Raw genomic sequence first — 17,863 nt, 5'->3', positions numbered from 1 at the left:
GCTTTGGTCTTTATCCATAATCTGATAGAACCAGCCCATTCCGACCATGCCCACGACCATAATAACGGCCATAATAATGATATATGTCATGAATGTAACCTCCCTGCTTCCGTATATTCATCACACTACTACTAGTGTACACGGTGAAGCGCCGTTTGAATTGACCGAACATTGACAAAAATACGAAATCTTTAATTTTAATAAATGGATTATTTCCCCGATCACACTAAATCATACGTACCTGGCTGCACGGTGCAAAGTTTCATCCGCCATACTTACGGTGTATACTATACTTCTATGAAATGGAATTTGGATTTTTACGCAGAAAGGTTGAAAGACATGTCAACTCGCATTCCCTTACGTCAGCTATTTCTTACTGTTTTATTAGCCCTTATGTTATCTGTTTTGACCGCCTGTGCTGATGGAGAAGCCCATCTAACGGTGAATATGGATGGATCAACGGATCTGGATCTCAATCTCAACGTAAAGAACTCCGCTCTTGGAAAAATTGGACAAGACAATCTCATGCCTCTGATCGCAGATGCATTGAATCGAAATAACTTCCAGGCAGAGGTTTCGGAACAGGGAGATCAGAAACAGCTCACAGCGACCAGCCATTATGAAAAAAGCAATAAAACCAGCTTTGATACGTCCAAGTTACCACAAGGGATCAAGGTTGAACAATCAACTTCCCCCGGCTTCTTCACTTCCAAGATGCACATTACAGCAGAAGCCGATCTCATGGAGTCCATGCCCGATGGTGAGATCAAAAATCAAATTAACAAGGTGCCTAGCTTTCTTAAAAACCTCTTGTTAAAAGATGTTAACTTTGACTTCAAGTTGTCTTTGCCCATCAAAGCAGCCGATTCGAATGCGGATCAAGTGGAGGATGGCGGAAAAACGCTCATTTGGCACGTTTCACCCCTCCAGATGAATAAACTGGATCTGACTGTACAGGTTCCCAATATCCGGAATATCATCATCATTGCAGTCATTGGTCTATTATTAATTGCTGCTCTGCTCATTTGGTTTTTTGTTCGTCGCAGGCGGGCCAGACAGCGCCACAGTGCAAGATCACATCGCGGAAAAAATTAATTCTTCACACCAATTTTATTTGTGACTTGCCAAACGGTGTTATGGATAGTAGAATACATCCGTACTGTGTGAACGGTTAATTTTTTATTAAGCAAAGCTAAAGAGGTGACAGGTTTCATGAATATCCGCGAATGCCCACTACCTGGTATCGGAGTTAAGTACCAGTTTGATACAAAGGGCGGCCATCAGTTAGTCATTATTGTGCATGAGGACGGACGCCGTGAATTATTCTCCGTTGATCCACAAGACAACGAAGAACTCACTCTGATTGCAGATTTGGAAGATGACGAATGCGTGACTCTCTCCGGTTTAATCGGAGGCTGGTCGTAAATGACAGAATAACCTGTACCTTGAATTTCAAGGCGCAGGTTATTTTTCCGTTACGTTACCCTTTGAGAGCGGATATATGGAACCCATGTATTCAGTACACGGCTAATCTCTGTGGAATGAAACGGTTTGCTGATAAAGTCCTGCATCCCGCATTTCAGACACTCCTCACGGTCACCGGCGCCTGCAAAAGCTGTAATCGCTGCAATAACCGGTATTTCTGGGTGGGTCTGTCTGATGTGGCAGGTCGCTTCAATCCCATCCATAACGGGCATTTGAATATCCATAAACACCAGGTCATATTGAATCTTGTTCAATGAATCGACGGCCTGTGCACCATTCTCAACAATATCACATACTCCGCCAAACTTTCGCAGCATCTCCTCCAACAGATGACTGTTGACCGCTTGATCCTCAGCAATCAAAATTTTGATGTCATGGGCAAGACTCGCTCGATCCAATTGCAGTTCATCATTCGTGGTGATTTCGATCGGGTCATTACTTTCCTCTAACCACCGCTCCACTACGAGGGTGAACTGGAATTCTGCCCCCTCACCGATCTCACTCTGTACTCCAATCGCTCCGCCCATTAACTCCACCAGTTTTTTGCTGATCGCAAGGCCTAGACCTGTCCCGCCAAACTTACGATTGATGGCCGGATCAAGCTGTGAGAAGGATTGGAACAACTGATGCTGCTTTTCTATTGGAATGCCAATCCCCGTATCTCTTACCTTAAAGGTCAACATCAGGTTATCCTGACCATGCTCATCTGAGAAATCAGCACCTACGCTCACCATAATACGGCCCTGCTCTGTGAATTTAACGGCATTACCCACCAGATTGATCAAAATCTGCCGGATCCGTGTCTCATCCCCTCGAATGCGTTCAGGAATGTGATCCGACACTTCACAATAGAGTTCAATATTTTTCTCTGATGCCTTCAGTGCAAACAGCTCGATCACCCCACCCAGCATCGCCTTAATATCTACAGGTGCTCGCTCAAGATCCATTTTGCCTGCTTCGATTTTGCTGAAATCCAAAATTTCGTTCAAAATGTACAAAAGGGATTCGCCGCTATCAATCATGATTTCCGCAAAACCTTTCTGTTCATCATCCAGCTCGGTTTCCATTAACAGATGGGCCATGCCCATGATGCCGTTTAATGGCGTACGAAGCTCATGACTCATGATGGCGAGAAACTCGGACTTGGCCCGGTCTGCATGCTCTGCTGCTTCCTTGGCACGTATGATGTCCTTAACAGATGTCATATCACGGAAAACCAACACTGCTCCGCGGGTTCTACCCTGATCCATAATCGGCTTCAATTGGAACTCCGCCAGGAAACTGGACCCATCCTGTCTCCAGAATACGGATTCGGTACGTGGCAGACCTCGTCCCTCACGAACAGCCTGTAGAATTGGTGTATCCTTGGATGGGTAGGGGATGCCTTCGCTCTGCATTTGGATCATCAATTGCTCTAGTGCTTTGCCATTCAATTCACTTGGACAGAAGTTCATGATCTCCGCAGCGGCCGGATTGGCAAAATTCAGATTCCCTTCCAGATCCAGTCCAATAACACCCTCAGACATGCCATTCAAAATCAATGCCCGTTCATAACTAAGATTCTCGATTTCCTCGACGTAACGTTTGGACTCAGTAATGTCACTCGTAATCCCGTAGATCCCAACAACTTTGTCCTCAAGTATAATAGGAACATTAATCACATTTGTTTCAATCCGCTGCCCATTTTTGTGAATTAAACCTATCTCGTAGCTCTGTGCATTGCCCTTCACCGTTTCCTCAAAATGATATCGAGTCTTCTCCAGATCCACAGGATCAATGAGGTGATCAAAAGGCCGACTCAGCAGCTCCTCCTTGGTGTGTCCTGTCAACTGTTCCTGACCCATATTGGCTTTCAGCAGATTGCCTTCCAGATCAAGAGAAGCCACACCTAGGGGATTACAGTCAAATAACGATCTGTACTCCTGCATGCTTAACTGTTGTTGCTGGCTGGCTGTGATATCGCGGGTTACGGCGACCATCTCCATTAATTCACCTGAATCGTCATATACATAGTGCGTAATCGTATCTGCCCATACCGTAGATCCATCCTTATGTAACAGGCGATAATTGAGCCGTTTGGGAGCCAGACCCTTTCTCTGCTCTTCTACGTACGCTTCAACCAAAGGCACATCCTCCGGATAGATAACAAATGTTCCCGGCTTACCTATAACTTCTTCCAACTCATAGCCCAACATGGTTTTACATGCATTTGATACATATTTAAATGTACGACTTGAATCGGCATCATGTATTGCAATCAGGTCTAGTGAAGACTCCGCCAGCAGGCGAGAGATGCGACTGCTCTCTTCCAATTGCTTACGTTGCACAATGAGGATTTCCTCTGCATCTTTTTGTTTCGTAATGTCAGCAGCCTGTACCAACAGATACAATGGCTCACCATTCGTTTCATCCCTAACAATGCAAGCTCTAATGGTTGCCCATAATAACGAACCGTCCTTTCGTTTCAGACGAACCTCCGTCTCGTACATCGGACTTGTTTCATGAGTCATTTCCCAGAACTTGCTGCGGAATTCCTCCATATGCAGATCTTCTTCGTAGATCATATGTATGACCGAAGTATCGATCAGTTCATCTTCACTGTATGCAAGCATCTCGCAAAATGCAGGATTAAGCTGCAACCACCGTCCATTTACATGCGATGCGACAGCAATGCCGATTGGTGCGTGCGTATACAATTGTTCGAACAGAGATCGGCTCTCTGTAATGGATTTCGACATTACATGTCCTCCTTTATGAGAATCTGAATGTATTCCGTATGAATAGATAGACCTGAACATAACTTCATCTATAGAGTACTACCCCAAATGCCATGTTTGATAAACGAGATCGGGCAAAATCCCTGCTTGAATCGACATATACTACACAATACCCGTGCTCTCCCGATTATACAATGTTGAATATTCGAATAGGAACGGAGGTTATGGATCATGATCATTGTTGCTAATCAACCCGTCCAGCTGAACCGCTCGGAATGGTCTGATTTTGAATGGTATTGGTTACAGCAACTCCAGAATCGTCCAACGAGGTATGTGTACCAATCCATGGATCATCTTCGATTTGAATGGGACTTGAGGGGCTCTCTCGTGGAAGCCGCGGAAGGACTGGATCGAAGCGGTGTGAGTTTTGCATCCTTTGAAAAATCCAGATGTAATCCTGCCTACTGGAATCGTAATGCGGAAGGTGGGTTTGAGCTAAGATCAAACGTGACCCCCGCCGAAGGCATCCGGGATATCTGGAGGAATGGACACTTATATGCTTTTGAATGTGCAACAGCTACCGTTATTGTGCTGTATGGTGGCGTGCTGGGAAGCATTCGCGAAGACGCCTTTAATTCCCTGTTTCGCAATCTGTTACTCTTTGACTGGCATTATGACAGTGACCTGCGATTAACCGAAAAAAACGGTAGCGAAACCGCCCTGCCAGGAGATGTGCTGTATTTCAAAAATCCGGATGTTTCTCCGGAAACCCCCGAGTGGCAGGGAGAGAATACGTTCATGCTGCGCGAGAACTTGTATTATGGTCATGGCATTGGTATTGCAAGTGGCGAAGAGATTATACGTACCCTGAATCAGTTCCGCGTTCCAGGTAGTCGAGTCTCCGCCTACTTAATGGATATGGTGATCTATCCGGACTTCTTTTATTTATCCCGATTCGCCAAAAACAGCCAGAATAATATTGCCGCTGGTTCTACGCCCGTATTACCCGGACAGTTATATGTACGACTTGGTGGCAGCCGTTATTTACGCAGCTGAACTACTGAAACGGAAACGGATTTTGCATTAAATTGCGAACAATACCTCAATCCAAGTGATGACAAACAAGCCCAATACAGTAGCAGTTAACCTGCCACCTCATTGGGCTTTTTTTACATCCAAAAAATCATTACTATATCGACATTCGCGTTACCTTTGTGCTACATCGAAGATCGCACCTGGCCGTTTACGCATTCGGGTCCAGTTGCACAACAACCTGTTTACCACTTACCTGAACACCTGTTGTTTTACTACCGAATTCAGCCAGCGATTTGCTCAGTTGCTCAGCCCACTCCTTGCCTGCAACTCCTTCTTTGGCTCCATGCACCTGGATGACGAGTTTTACCGAATCACCCTTCTTCAGAATGCGCTCCGCCTGAGATTGCTTCGTATCCCGGTCATGATCCTCCATCGCAAGGTTCAATCGAATTTCCTTGACTTTACGTTTATCGGGAGATTTACTCGCTTTTTTCTTCGCCTGTTGCGCTTCTGCTTTGGCTGCTCCAGCTCCAATCAGCTTGCATGGTGGTGGACTCGTCATCAAGGACAAGCACACCAGATCCACTTTATGCTGCTTCGCAAGTAGAAGTGCTTCCTGCGTGGACATCACACCCAGATCTTCACCATTCAGGCCGGTCAGCTGCACTTCGGCTGCTTTGATCTTTTCATTTTTGATCATGATTCTTCCTCCTCTACATCAAAAGCCTGTCCTGACCATTTACGGATCAGAGCAGGCTAGGATGGTGTTGCTACTTATTTGTAATACGTATTAGCGTACAAATACGCCAATCGGTTTGATTTACAGCGTGTTGAATGCTTCCGTCAGAACCGGTACAATTTGTGATTTGCGTGATACTACGCCTTTCAAGATAGCTCTGCTATCAGACAGCGTCACATTGTAGGCTTTCTCCACTGCTTTAGTGGATGTACCATATGCCAAAGCTACGGAATCGTTGTTCAGAATGTCTGTTACGACAAATACAAACAGGTCGAGACCTTTACTGGAGATAATCGCATCAATAGCTGCTTCAAGCTCAGGTTGCTTCACGAGAACATCATTCACGTCAACAGCATTAACCTGTGCAATTTCCACTTTGGATTGACCCATTACGAATTCTTTGGCATCCAGGGAAATCAGTTCAGCAATTGTTTTTTGGCTCAGATCCGCACCGGCTTTCAGCATGTCCAGACCATAAGTGTCTGCATCTACACCAGCAATGGCAGCCAGTTCACGTGCAGCGGCTACGTCCTGCTCTGTGCAAGTCGGGGATTTGAACAACAGGGAATCGGAGATAATGGCAGACAACATCAGACCAGCAATCGGTGCACTCACTTCAATACCATTTTCTTTGTACATTTTATTCAAAATGGTTGCTGTACAACCTACAGGCTCTGCACGGAAATACAGAGGTCCGCTTGTCTCAAAGTTAGCAATACGGTGATGGTCGATAACTTCAACAACAGTCACTTCCTCAATATCGCTTACACTTTGCTGACGCTCGTTGTGGTCAACCAGAATAACTTTGTTTACTTCATTTGCAGCGGTTTTAATCAGACGTGGTGCTGCAATTTTGAATTGATCCAGTGCAAACTGGGTTTCACCATTGACTTCGCCGAGACGAACTGCTTCAACGTCCTGACCCAATTTTGTTTTGAGATCCGCATAGGCGATTGCCGAACAGATCGTATCCGTGTCGGGATTTTTGTGACCGAAGATTAACGCTTTTTCCATATTCATAGCCCTCCGTCAATTCTGATTTATATAAGTTTAACCAAAGAATGTTTACACTTGCCACTCCGATGACAGAATAACCTTCCGATCGCTGTTATCCCCAGATTTTTTGATTCCCTTTTTAAAGGGAAAATCCGGTGATAAAGGCGAACGCTCCGCTTCTCCAGCTTTTTTCTGTCCTCTCCGTTCTCGTGTAAAAAGTTTAGTTGAACTTATATAGAAAATATATGTCATATTTCAATCATACCCTACTGATTATAGCGCTAATAAGGCTTAATTCCAATCCCTTTACAGCGAATTAATTGCAAATCATTCTCAGGCAAGTGATTTTGGAAAATAGCCAAACTTGGTTCATTCCCCTCAAGTCGATATGGTATGTATCCTATTTATTCCATCGTACAACCTTATAAATTAGCATACGAAACTCTGATACGCAACGAAAACATTAAATCTCAGGCTCTTCCGCGCTCTGCCCTTGCCGTACAAAAAAGGTCTGTAGACTGCCGTCTTCGCTAATCTCCAGCAGGTTCAATTGTGCTCCGTAGGCACAACCACCATCAATGCCAATTTTGTCTCCGCTCGGGTCAAACCAAATACCTGTCTCATCATGCAAATGCTTCACGGGGGTGTGTCCAAATACGACTGTCTCTCTAATCGTCGTTGGTCTGGAATAGAATGATTCACGAATCCAGATGAAGTCCCGCTCGGACTGGCTTCTCCAATCCTCGATATCCGGGTTGATCCCGGCATGCACAAAAATATAACCCGGAATCTCGTACACCAGCGGAAGCTGTTCCAGAAAACGAAGATGGTGTTCATAGTGTGTACGTATCCACTTTTTAGCTTCAGCATAAGCTTCCCAATCTATCTGTTGCTCATCATAAGTAAGCTCCAGATCCAGATAACTTGCCATCGTCTGTAATCCACCATTACGGATCCAGTGTTGATCATATTGCTCAACATCCTGGGTTAACGCCTTGACCATCATGGCATCGTGATTGCCTTTGATCACCATAATATGGTGCTGTTGCTGAAGTTGCATAATCTGTTCGATGACCTGTTTGCTGCTTGGACCGCGATCCACATAATCACCGAGTAAAATCAATTCATCCTGCTGCGGATTATAATCTGCAAGCTTAAGCAGTGCATTAAATTCATCATAACAGCCATGAATATCACTAATGACACATCTGCGCATGTGAATCTCTCCTCTCCCTGATCACGCAAGAGTATAACCGGAACCTTGCATGAGCAAGATTCCAGTCTGTTCAGAGTAGTTATTCCCGCTTGCTTACCATTAGTCCTGCTTGAGTCCAAAGGCTTCTGCAATCAAGCCGAATGAGCGCAGACGTGCTTCAAACGAATGGACCGCTGATGCAATAATGACTTCATCTGCTTCATGGCGTTCAGCCATTGCGGTAATTTTATCTTTCACCTGATCCGGTGTTCCCACGATGGAAAAAGAACGACGTTGACGAATCTGTTCCATCTCCATCGCTGTGTATGGATAGTTGTTCACCGTCTCCAGAGATGGGAATGAACTTTGTTCAAGACCTCGTCCAAGGCGTAAGAAGAAAAGCTCATTGCTGCGTGCAAGTTCAGCAGCTTCTTCCTCTGTCTCCGCGCAGAATGCCGAGACAGCAATCATTGAATGTGGTTTGTCATTCAGGATGGACGGCTTGAAATGTCTGCGGTAATGTTTCATCGCTTCTTCGCCGCCTGGTGTTCCGAAGAATTGGGCAAACGCATACGATGTCCCTTGTGCCGCAGCAATTCTTGCACCTTCGGAGCTGGAACCCAGCAACCACACTTCTGGTACCGTGGGAACCGATGGTCCGGCTACCAGGGATGCAAACCGATGATCCTCAGGCAATTGCTCGTGGAAGTATCCGCCCAGATCCGCGATCTGTTGTGGAAAGAATTGTACATTCGATGATTTCCCCTCATTCAGAGCTCTGCTGGCAATCGGCATGCCACCTGGTGCTCTGCCAATCCCCAGGTCAATCCGCCCCGGATGCAAAGCTTCCAGCAGACGGAAATTCTCTGCAACCTTATAGGCACTATAATGAGGAAGCATAACGCCACCGGAACCTACGCGAATTCGATCCGTATGTGCAGCCACATGTGCAATCATAACTTCAGGACTGGAGAATGACAGCGCACCACTACCGTGATGCTCCGACATCCAGAACCGGGAGTACCCCAATTGATCCGCATGTTGTGCGAGTTTCACCGTTTCCTGCAACGTATCCTGTACACTTCGTCCTTCATTGATATGTCCATGTTCGAGTACACTCAGTTTCATATATATTCAATCCTCTCGTCTGTTAGGTTCATAAGTACTGTGAATATGAGATCTGCGAATATTACGCGCTTTTGCTCACTTCATTCTTGCTCATTCCATTGTAACATTAATTATTACAGTTTCAAACTTTAGTTATCCTCTTTATTACCACACTTGTGCAAGAAACATGTAAAAAAACGCCACCAGCTTCTGAACTGGTGACGTTTTTGATCTGACCTATTGCAGAAAATTAATTTATGGTGCACGTTTCGGTAACAGCTTCACATACTCGTCAGACAGTTTCATCAGGCTGAGCACATGTTCATAATCTGCACGATAGGGTTCCAAATCCGTTACCGTCTCGTATGTCTTCAGCGAATAGGCTGTTCCATCGTCAAAGCCTGCACCCGGAATAAACATGATGTCATTGTTGACAAATGACCCCGTCGGCAAGTAATACCGGATACCAAAGGCATTGTGGTCCATGTTGAGCAGATCATGTCCGAAGGCAGTGAATTTCTCATCCTGGAGCGAAACTCCCATCAGATTCATGATCGTTGGCAGCATATCCAGCTGACCGCCAGGCTGCTCGATCAATTGTCCTTTGGTCTGTTTCGGCGTGTGGATCATGAACGGGATGTTGAATCGACTTACTTTACCGTCATAAGGGACGCCCAGATTGGCCTGAATCTGCTGTGTAATCTCTTCGTCAGCAGGCAGACCAAAGTGGTCTCCGTAGAGCACTAACGTTGTGTTATCCCATAATCCGTTCGCCTTCAACTCATTAATGAGTTGACCGATGGCATAGTCCGTATAATTGATCGCTTGCAGATAATCGTGAAGCAGTTTGTTCGTAATAGTCGCAGGAATCGTGATGCGTGCACGATCAGCGGGAACCGTAAACGGCGAGTGGCTCGATGCCGTAATGAACTGAGCATAGAACGGCTGAGTCGCAGCCTGATGCGCAGTCATTTTTTCCACACCTACACGGTACAACTCTTCATCCGATGGTCCAAAGTCATTGAATCTGTCATTCTCGAAGCTGGGCTTGTCGAAGTAACGAGTGAATCCGAGTGCCGGATACATTTTGTTCCGGTTCCAGAAGGTGACGTCATTGACGTGGTACGTCTCTGACTCATATCCCTCTTTCCCCAATAATTTGGGAAGACTCGGCAGTTCGCGGTCACTATACCCTGCTGACATGGGAACAACTCCGGTTGGATAGATAGAGGTGTTCGACATGAACTCCGCGTCTGATGTGTTTCCCTGTCCGATCTGTTGGAAAAAATGAGAGAAATAATAGCTTTCTTTGGCCAGATCATTCAGTACCGGCGTTAACTCCTGACCGTCTAATGAAGCATTAATCGGGAAATTCTGAAAGGACTCCAGTTGCAGTACGATCAGATTGCTGCCTTTGGCCTGACCAAAATATTTGGCTTTCACGGCTGTACCATCACTTGGTTTATCCTGATACGGATACTGGCTAACCAGCTCATTGATCTTGGCAATTGTTTCGTTAATGTTACCATTTGCAATGGCCTCATTTTCTTTGCTCGTCAGAATGGCAGACGATACCTGATAGTTCAGGAAACCGAGATTTTCGGCCCGCACCAGCTCATTATCAATCGTTTCACCTTTGACAATAAAACTGCCAGACAGCACGATGCAGAATGCAGCGGTAAGCGCAACGCCGAGCTTGCCCCAGTAACGTCTGCGAATTCTGCCAAACGTCAAACCGCTATCGCGGTAACTGCTGTGGTTACGCCCGCCAGCACGTCTGCGCATAATCAACCATATTGGCAATGCCAGTACGATGTCTGCAAAAAACAGAAAGTGCTCAGGTCGAACCAGTGGTCCGATACTTCCCCGCACTTGGGCAACTTGCCCCAGCTCACTTAGCGCGGTATAGGTGGGTACCGAACTGAAATGAACGTTATACAGCGTAGCCGCGAACAGAACCAGAGAAAACAGAATATTGAATCCTCCGTATACTGCTCGCTTCCAGCCTTTGGGCACGATCAGATCCAGCAGGCATACCACAGTTAGTGCACCTAATGCGTCAGTTAACAGACCGATGCCGGACAGACCCTGGAAAAAGAAATACCGCAGCAGTGATAACTTCAGCAGCATAAGAATGAATAACACGGCGAATAAGGTCCGTGATGAAGTTCGTTCATTTTTGGAATTATACATGGTCGCTTTCAACCCTTACCCTGAAATTTTACGTTCATTTTACAAAACGCATATTTCAGTATAACAGTTTTCTGGTTGCTATTCCATGGAAGTTCCGTGTAGGACAGGGTGATCGTTACGCAATTGTAGAGATATCCGTGTTCTGCGTGTCCGCTCCCTCTCTCTGTTCCTTAATGGCTGCTTGTGCAGCAGCAATTCGTGCATAAGGGATCTGTTCAGGCAAACAGCTTACGTAATCCAGACCAATGCGGTGGCAGAACGTAATCGACTCCAGATCCACAACATTTTCTCCGCAGATCCCTGTCTTCAGATGAGGTTTTCGAATTCGACCTTGGACGACCGCCATCTCAATCAGTTGTCCGACTCCCTCAATGTCCAGTACATGAAATGGATTATTCGTTACCGCACGAGAGTCCGTATCACGTTGAAGGAGAAGGAGCCGCTTCTCAGCTTCATGGCGACTATATCCAAATGTCATCTCTGTCAGCTCATCCGTGCCAAACGAGAAAAAGTCAGCCTGGCGAGCAATGTGAGTCGCCGTCAGCGCCGTTCTCGGAGCTTCGATCATCGCCCCCACTCTATAGAGACAATGCCGCTTCTCCTCACCAAGCACTTGGTCAGCCACATGATCCACCAGATCTCTCATCACCTGAAGTTCATGCACATGACCGATCTGCGGGATCATAATCTCGGGACGTACCCACCAGCCTTGCCGGATGCCTTTCACCGCTGCGCGGAATATCGCTTCCAGCTGCATATCAACGATCTCCGGGAACACCGTACTCAGCCGACAAGCCTGTTGCCCCAATGTCGGATTATGTTCATGCAATTCACAGACTCTGCGAATGACACGCTCCAGTTCCTCCAGTTCATTCTGATGGTCTTTTTGCTCCTGCCACTCCTCTGCTTGTAACCACTCACGTCGTTTCTCCAACACTCCCAGATCCGGTAACAGTTCATGCAACGGCGAATCGAGCAAACGTATCGTTACCGGGTATCCATCCATCGCTTCGAATATCTGTTCAAAATCAGACTGTTGCATTGGCAACAGACGCTCCAACCCACGCCTGCGTTCGGATTCACTGTCTGCCAAGATCATTTTTTGTACAAATGGTAACCGCGCAGGTGATAACAGCATGTTCTCCGTCCGGCACAGACCTATCCCCTCTGCCCCTAGTAGCCGTGATGTCCTGGCATCCAGTGGATGATCTACATTGGCCAGTACCTTCAACTCTTTCACTTCATCAGCCCAATTGAGCAGTAGTTGCAGATCTGCTGATAAAAGTGAATCTGAGTTGTTATAAGGTGGAGATTCATCATTAGTTACTGGCTGGATCTGTATGGGCAGATGCCCATTGCTCGCTTCGCTGATAGAAGTAGGATTGGTGTAAAGCTTCTGCACTTCCGTGATATGCGCAGGTTGGATGCGAAGAAGTGCATCCTCCTTGGTGATGAGTCCTTCATGGACAAAATCCACAGTACTCCTCAGTGTGGCTATGGAGGATAATCGTGCGGGCTGGGTCTGCACAACATACAACGCGCCGGATTTAATCACAAAGGTGATTTCCTGCACTTCTCCTTTATGCGTCTCCAGCTGGCTACCTATCTCCAGCAAACTTGTGTACAGCTTAGGTTCGTCATTCCGTAAACGCTCTAGGCCGTGATCTGTTTGGCTGGCGTTCCCGGTTGGGACGTATTGTCCTGTAATTCCCTTTTCACCTGTAAGTGGGTTACACGTATATATTGTTCCGGCCCCGCTTGATTCTCCACATTTTCCATGCATCATCGTCTGTATAAGAACAGGAGCGCTTTGCTCCGAAGAGATGTAATATGATTTACGCATGATCTCGTCCTGAGATCTGGATGCTTTAATACGCTGTGAATGATATACCGAACGTACTGCTTCTTTGAATTGAAGTTGAACATCTTGAGGAAAAGGGTTACGCCCCTCCTCTTCAATTAAATATTTAAATTCGGTAATGGTTAATTCAAGTTCCGTTTCATCCCGACCCTTGACGTGACTCGATATTTCTGTGAAAAATTCAGACGGAATTGCATATACCAGCTGTCCATATTCCTTTAAGTAATCTAGATAACATTGGAGTGCATACAACCGATCACCGGTTTGACGTGCGAGTCCTTCCACAGTAATATCATTCAGACCAACATTGAGCAGTGATCGTGTCGCAGTTGCTGAGGCTCGATCCTGGTCCGTACGTACCGCGAGTAGTAGCGGATTCTCCGAATGTCCGAAGAACTTCCCGGTTTGCTGTTCCAGATGCCGGATCGCGTTAATAATCTCTTCCTCTCCTTCACCGGAAAGATGTCCAAGACGGGTACAGAACTCGCGACAGCATTCCGTTGTGACCACAAATCCGGCCGGGACAGACCACCCTGCATGGATTAGCTCTGCAAGATCAGCCCCTTTACTGCCCATTAGCCCTTTCATCTCTGCCGTACCTTCTTCCAACAGAATTACCCGTTTTGTCATTACAGCTCTCCCATCCGCCATTCATGGCTATGCTTGAAGACTTCAAACCCTGCGTTACAGATCAGCCTTCACTCTAATGGTATGTCACAATCGTTCAGTCAAGGACATCCGCTTTTGCATTTTGTGCTCGTTATCCTGTTTTTTTGTAAACGTTACACTAAAATAAGATGAAACAAGCCTTTCGGGTAATTGTATTGGCTCATTCATCACTGGGAAGCAAAAAGAAGCCCCTTCAGCTAAGCTGGAGGAACTTCACATTTTTTAGTATTCACTTACCTCAAACGTCAACACCCGATCAAACAGGATATAATCCTTCCGACTCTTAAATGGCCCTTTGTTGTTGTCGTGTTTATTGATCGCATACGATGCTTTTCCGCTTCCAGCTTGCTTGGCTTCATACCAGTCGATGAAATCATTTACTTCTTTCAAGCTTAGGTCGAATTCCTTCTCCAAGCCCGTTGTCATGGTAACGACGAGAATCGCACGGTCGCCAGGAGGTTGTTCTGGTGTTGGAGTGTCGGTCTCCTTCTCATTCACAGCTAATACAACTTCATTGGAAATTACGGTTTCCACTCCATTAAATATGGCAACAATTTGAAAGTAGTAAGTTTTACCGTATTCTAAATTAGGCACTTGGTAAACTGAACTTTCTTTCCCTTCAATTGTAACCGAATCTTTATAACTCCCTGAATCAGTACCATATTGCAGTTTATATCCTGTTGCATCATTTATTGTATTCCAATTTAAGGTGGCAGTCGTTCCTTTAACGGAACCATTTAATCTAATATCTTCTAAAATACCTAAAGTTATCTCATCAATTGCCAACCAAGAAGACCCGCCTTCTCCATCAATCTTTATTCCTTCGTATTTTCCTTGTGTAACTTTAATTGGCGGAGGTGTGTTGAACCTTTCTGATAATGATTGTGTTTCTTTTTGACTTATAGCGGTCCATTTTCCATCCTTTAGACCATATATTTGATATGAAACCGCTCTAATAGGCTCTGCTGCAGTGCTAATATGAACAAAGTTTAACTCAGTTGGCTCGGGAAATTTAAGCTCTATGCTACCATTATATGTACCAGCATTCCATTCGTTTTTTAATTTCCTATCAATTACATTTTTCGCAACGTAAATAGAATACTCACTACTTGCCTTAACTTCAGTTCCTGTAGGTGGAGAAAATCCAAGCATGCCATCTACCTTATTACTCAATGGAGATGCCGCTCTTGTTGTCGACTGAGAAAACAACAGTACTATAAGCAAAACAGTCATAAACGCCAAACAATTTTTTTTCATCGTTAATCTCCTTATTCATTATTCTTGAACTAACTATAGCGACCTTCCAGATTAACGTCTAAACATAAACTTGCTGATCTATAAATATCAGCTAATTTCTTGAAATTTTATTTTTTATTGGATTTTACACTTCACAAAATACTCGTTTCTATTCATAAAAACTGAGTTTAATTACATTGCATCTAATAAGATACATAGAGATACGAAAAAAAAAGCCTTATGTATAATTGAAGTTAAAGTACCCCCATTAATTGTCTGAAATCATTCTCTAACTCTTCTTTCAAATGAGGTATGGATGCATTTATAGAGTTCCATGCATCGTGCCATACATCTTTTTGTCTTACTTGCGAGTCTTCAGTGCCGTCTATTAATGAATCTCTCATAGCTTCTATAATACGCAAGGACTCCTTAATTAGCATATCTATACTTTCGCAAGTAGAATTACCGAAAAATATCTTATTAAGCTGATAAAACCTCAGAAATTCTCCAACAGCTTTGTATGCCTCTTTTGCTCTATCTTCAAGGTTTAATGGCCCTATGTACTCTTTTGGCCAAAAAGTTTGCACCAACCAATGCTCCATTTTCACTAAATGGCTATACATAATTTTTATCACTTCTGCCCGATCATTATGCAATTTAATATTTCTAATTTGATGCAACTGCAACTCTCTTTGAATTTCATACTTATATTGCTCCACTGATTTATTTAATTCGGATTTGTGGGATTCAACATTTTTATTGAGCCAACTAGAAAATATGGACTTTGTAAGCCAACCAGCCCCACCCACTATCACTGCAGTTTGACCTATTTGAGTAAAAACTTCAGATACAACATCCATAAACTCATCCTTTCAAACAAAATAAGAGGGCCGCCATCAAAATACTGACAACCCCTTTTACCATTGTCTTCGGAATTATTTTTCCCAAACTACCACACTTATCCTTCTGCTTTCGGGTCTCTCATGTCTCCATTTACCTCGCGGAACACTGCTAAGAAATAGCGTCTTAACCCTATGACATTTCTTCCATCTTAAATTGGTGCACCAGGATGCGATCCCTCAAGCCATAAACCTCAGTACATCCTCAATCTTCTTCCCATGTGAGATCACACCGTAGTTCATCCAAGACATGAAATCCACCTCATACACATTACCGCTCTTCACCGCAGGCAGACGTTTCCATTCATCCCTTTCGAGCAGTTCGCGCTCATCTCCTGGTTTAGCAGAATTTCCAGTGTCAAATGTAATCAACAAATGATCCGCATGAAGCTCACTTAACTGGTCCAATCCAATGAAAATCCTCCGCTCTTGTCTTGTCCATTGCTGCACACGGGAGTGCGGAGTCAGTCCAAGATCCTGATAAATTACAGGTCCGACATAGCCCTGCTGATCCCCATAGAGAGTAATATCAGACGCGGATATACGCAAAAATGCCACCGTCTGACCACGCATATATCGTGCTAACCGACTCTTAGCTTCCATTGCCTTGTCCTCATACGCACCAATTACATCTTGAACCCGATTCATCTTTCCCAACACATCGGCTGTTGATCTCAAGACGGAGCGCCAATCTTCTCCCAGATGTTCCACGTAAAACGTAGGTGCTACCTGCTCGAAGCGGTCCAGATTCCATCGATCATATCCCTTGTCCAGCATGATAAAGTCCGGTACATTACCCAGATTAAATTGAGCATCCTGCTGGCTTACATCGAATTCGGGTACGTCATCCAATCCCAAATAATGCTGCCTGCCCCAAGAATGATGCGAACATTGCAGTACAGGTTTTACGCCAAGAGCCAACACAAAGTCCTCCAGATACGGAGCAAAGACACGAACCTCTTGACGGTGATGACGGCGGTATAACCCAGGTGAAATACCAGAGTATTGCTTAAATCGGCGACCAAAATAATACTCGCTGCTGAATCCCACATTCTGTGCAATTTCATGGATGCGATCATCCGTCAGCTGCAATAGTTGCTTCGAGCGTTCAAGCCGAACCGCATTTACATATTCAAGCGGGAGCTTGCCCGTAATCCTTTTGAATTGCCGAGTGTAGCTAGCTCTGGTAAGACCAATATCTGCCGCGAGCTCATCCACGGTTATCGTCTGATCGTAGTGGTCGCCAATATAACGAATTGAACTTTGAAGACGGGCACGGTCATCAGGTACTTCTGTTTCGGGGGCACTCTGGCGAAGCAAGGCACGGAACCACTCCTGGAAACGAAGCTGTACCTCCCATTGCTCCAGCCAATCGCCAGTGACCTGTTGACGCAGTATTTGTTCCAAGGCTTCCAGACAGGAACTCCACGGACTGAAGCTGAGTTGCATAAGCGGCGGTAATAATGTCGGAGAATCTGGACTTTGGGAAAGTTCCTGCTGCTCCTCCGTGTTTCTTCTAGACAAAGCGTTCGAAATATCTTCTTTTATCTCAGCCACCATTAGATCAAGCTTATAATACTGCAATTCACTTCCTGTCCAAGGAGAGCCTTCTATCTTAATAGATGTTCCAGCCGGAACAAACATAATCATTCCTTTTTCCAGATGAGATTCCCGATCTGAGCAAACCATTGAACCCTTCCCAGACGTTACAACAAATATGGCGTGTGAAGA

Annotated in this window: 13 protein-coding genes; 3 read left to right on the top strand and 10 right to left on the bottom strand. The window is 45.1% G+C overall.

What is annotated here, in order from left to right; translation table 11 throughout:
• Window positions 1-393: 393 nt before the first annotated feature.
• Together PAEAM_RS20905 and PAEAM_RS20900 are read left to right on the top strand one after the other, a co-directional pair.
• Complete coding sequence (locus PAEAM_RS20905; protein ID WP_165789997.1) at window positions 394-1,095, top strand: DUF3153 domain-containing protein; 702 nt, start codon at window positions 394-396, stop codon at window positions 1,093-1,095.
• Between the two features lie 117 nt (window positions 1,096-1,212).
• Window positions 1,213-1,425: a cation:proton antiporter regulatory subunit gene (locus PAEAM_RS20900; protein ID WP_017688899.1), complete on the top strand. Its 213-nt coding sequence runs from the start codon at window positions 1,213-1,215 to the stop codon at window positions 1,423-1,425.
• Between the two features lie 50 nt (window positions 1,426-1,475).
• On the opposite strand, the gene PAEAM_RS20895 is transcribed toward PAEAM_RS20900, so the two are convergent.
• The gene (locus PAEAM_RS20895) at window positions 1,476-4,223 is read right to left on the bottom strand and encodes a PAS domain-containing hybrid sensor histidine kinase/response regulator (protein WP_165789996.1); all 2,748 of its coding nucleotides are present in this window, start codon (window positions 4,221-4,223) and stop codon (window positions 1,476-1,478) included.
• A 210-nt stretch (window positions 4,224-4,433) separates the two neighbouring features.
• Between PAEAM_RS20895 and PAEAM_RS20890 the strand changes: the two genes are divergently transcribed.
• Window positions 4,434-5,258, top strand: coding sequence for a protein-glutamine gamma-glutamyltransferase (locus tag PAEAM_RS20890; RefSeq protein ID WP_100528826.1), 825 nt, complete (start codon window positions 4,434-4,436; stop codon window positions 5,256-5,258).
• Window positions 5,259-5,445: 187 nt separating this feature from the next.
• Here the strand turns inward: PAEAM_RS20890 and infC are convergent, their stop codons facing one another.
• From infC to PAEAM_RS20845, 9 genes are all read right to left on the bottom strand, one after another.
• Complete coding sequence (gene infC, locus PAEAM_RS20885) at window positions 5,446-5,937, bottom strand: translation initiation factor IF-3 (protein WP_091031425.1); 492 nt, start codon at window positions 5,935-5,937, stop codon at window positions 5,446-5,448.
• A gap of 120 nt (window positions 5,938-6,057) precedes the next feature.
• Entirely contained in the window at window positions 6,058-6,990 is a 933-nt protein-coding gene (locus PAEAM_RS20880; RefSeq protein WP_100528825.1) for a manganese-dependent inorganic pyrophosphatase, read from the bottom strand.
• Window positions 6,991-7,435: 445 nt separating this feature from the next.
• Window positions 7,436-8,188 carry a metallophosphoesterase family protein gene (locus tag PAEAM_RS20875; RefSeq protein WP_100528824.1) on the bottom strand — a complete coding sequence of 251 codons (753 nt, stop codon included), beginning with the start codon at window positions 8,186-8,188 and terminating at the stop codon, window positions 7,436-7,438.
• A gap of 99 nt (window positions 8,189-8,287) precedes the next feature.
• Window positions 8,288-9,295 (bottom strand): LLM class flavin-dependent oxidoreductase, encoded by a 1,008-nt coding sequence (locus PAEAM_RS20870; protein WP_036670607.1) that lies wholly within the window; start codon window positions 9,293-9,295, stop codon window positions 8,288-8,290.
• A 234-nt stretch (window positions 9,296-9,529) separates the two neighbouring features.
• Window positions 9,530-11,467, bottom strand: a complete 1,938-nt coding sequence (locus PAEAM_RS20865) for an LTA synthase family protein (RefSeq protein WP_100528823.1) — start codon at window positions 11,465-11,467, stop codon at window positions 9,530-9,532.
• Between the two features lie 115 nt (window positions 11,468-11,582).
• Window positions 11,583-13,958, bottom strand: a complete 2,376-nt coding sequence (locus PAEAM_RS20860) for a putative PEP-binding protein (protein ID WP_165789995.1) — start codon at window positions 13,956-13,958, stop codon at window positions 11,583-11,585.
• A gap of 261 nt (window positions 13,959-14,219) precedes the next feature.
• Window positions 14,220-15,254: a fibronectin type III domain-containing protein gene (locus PAEAM_RS31615; RefSeq protein WP_133120467.1), complete on the bottom strand. Its 1,035-nt coding sequence runs from the start codon at window positions 15,252-15,254 to the stop codon at window positions 14,220-14,222.
• Window positions 15,255-15,487: 233 nt separating this feature from the next.
• Complete coding sequence (locus PAEAM_RS20850) at window positions 15,488-16,093, bottom strand: hypothetical protein (protein ID WP_100528821.1); 606 nt, start codon at window positions 16,091-16,093, stop codon at window positions 15,488-15,490.
• Between the two features lie 219 nt (window positions 16,094-16,312).
• The gene (locus tag PAEAM_RS20845; protein ID WP_165789994.1) at window positions 16,313-17,782 is read right to left on the bottom strand and encodes an AraC family transcriptional regulator; all 1,470 of its coding nucleotides are present in this window, start codon (window positions 17,780-17,782) and stop codon (window positions 16,313-16,315) included.
• Between the last annotated feature and the right edge of the window lie 81 nt (window positions 17,783-17,863).

Origin of the sequence: Paenibacillus sp. GM1FR (assembly GCF_002803315.1) — a bacterium.
In the GTDB taxonomy this organism is placed as follows: Bacteria; Bacillota; Bacilli; order Paenibacillales; family Paenibacillaceae; genus Paenibacillus; species Paenibacillus amylolyticus.
Note: the sequence above shows the minus strand (reverse complement) of the source record. Positions and strands in the feature narration are given on the sequence as shown.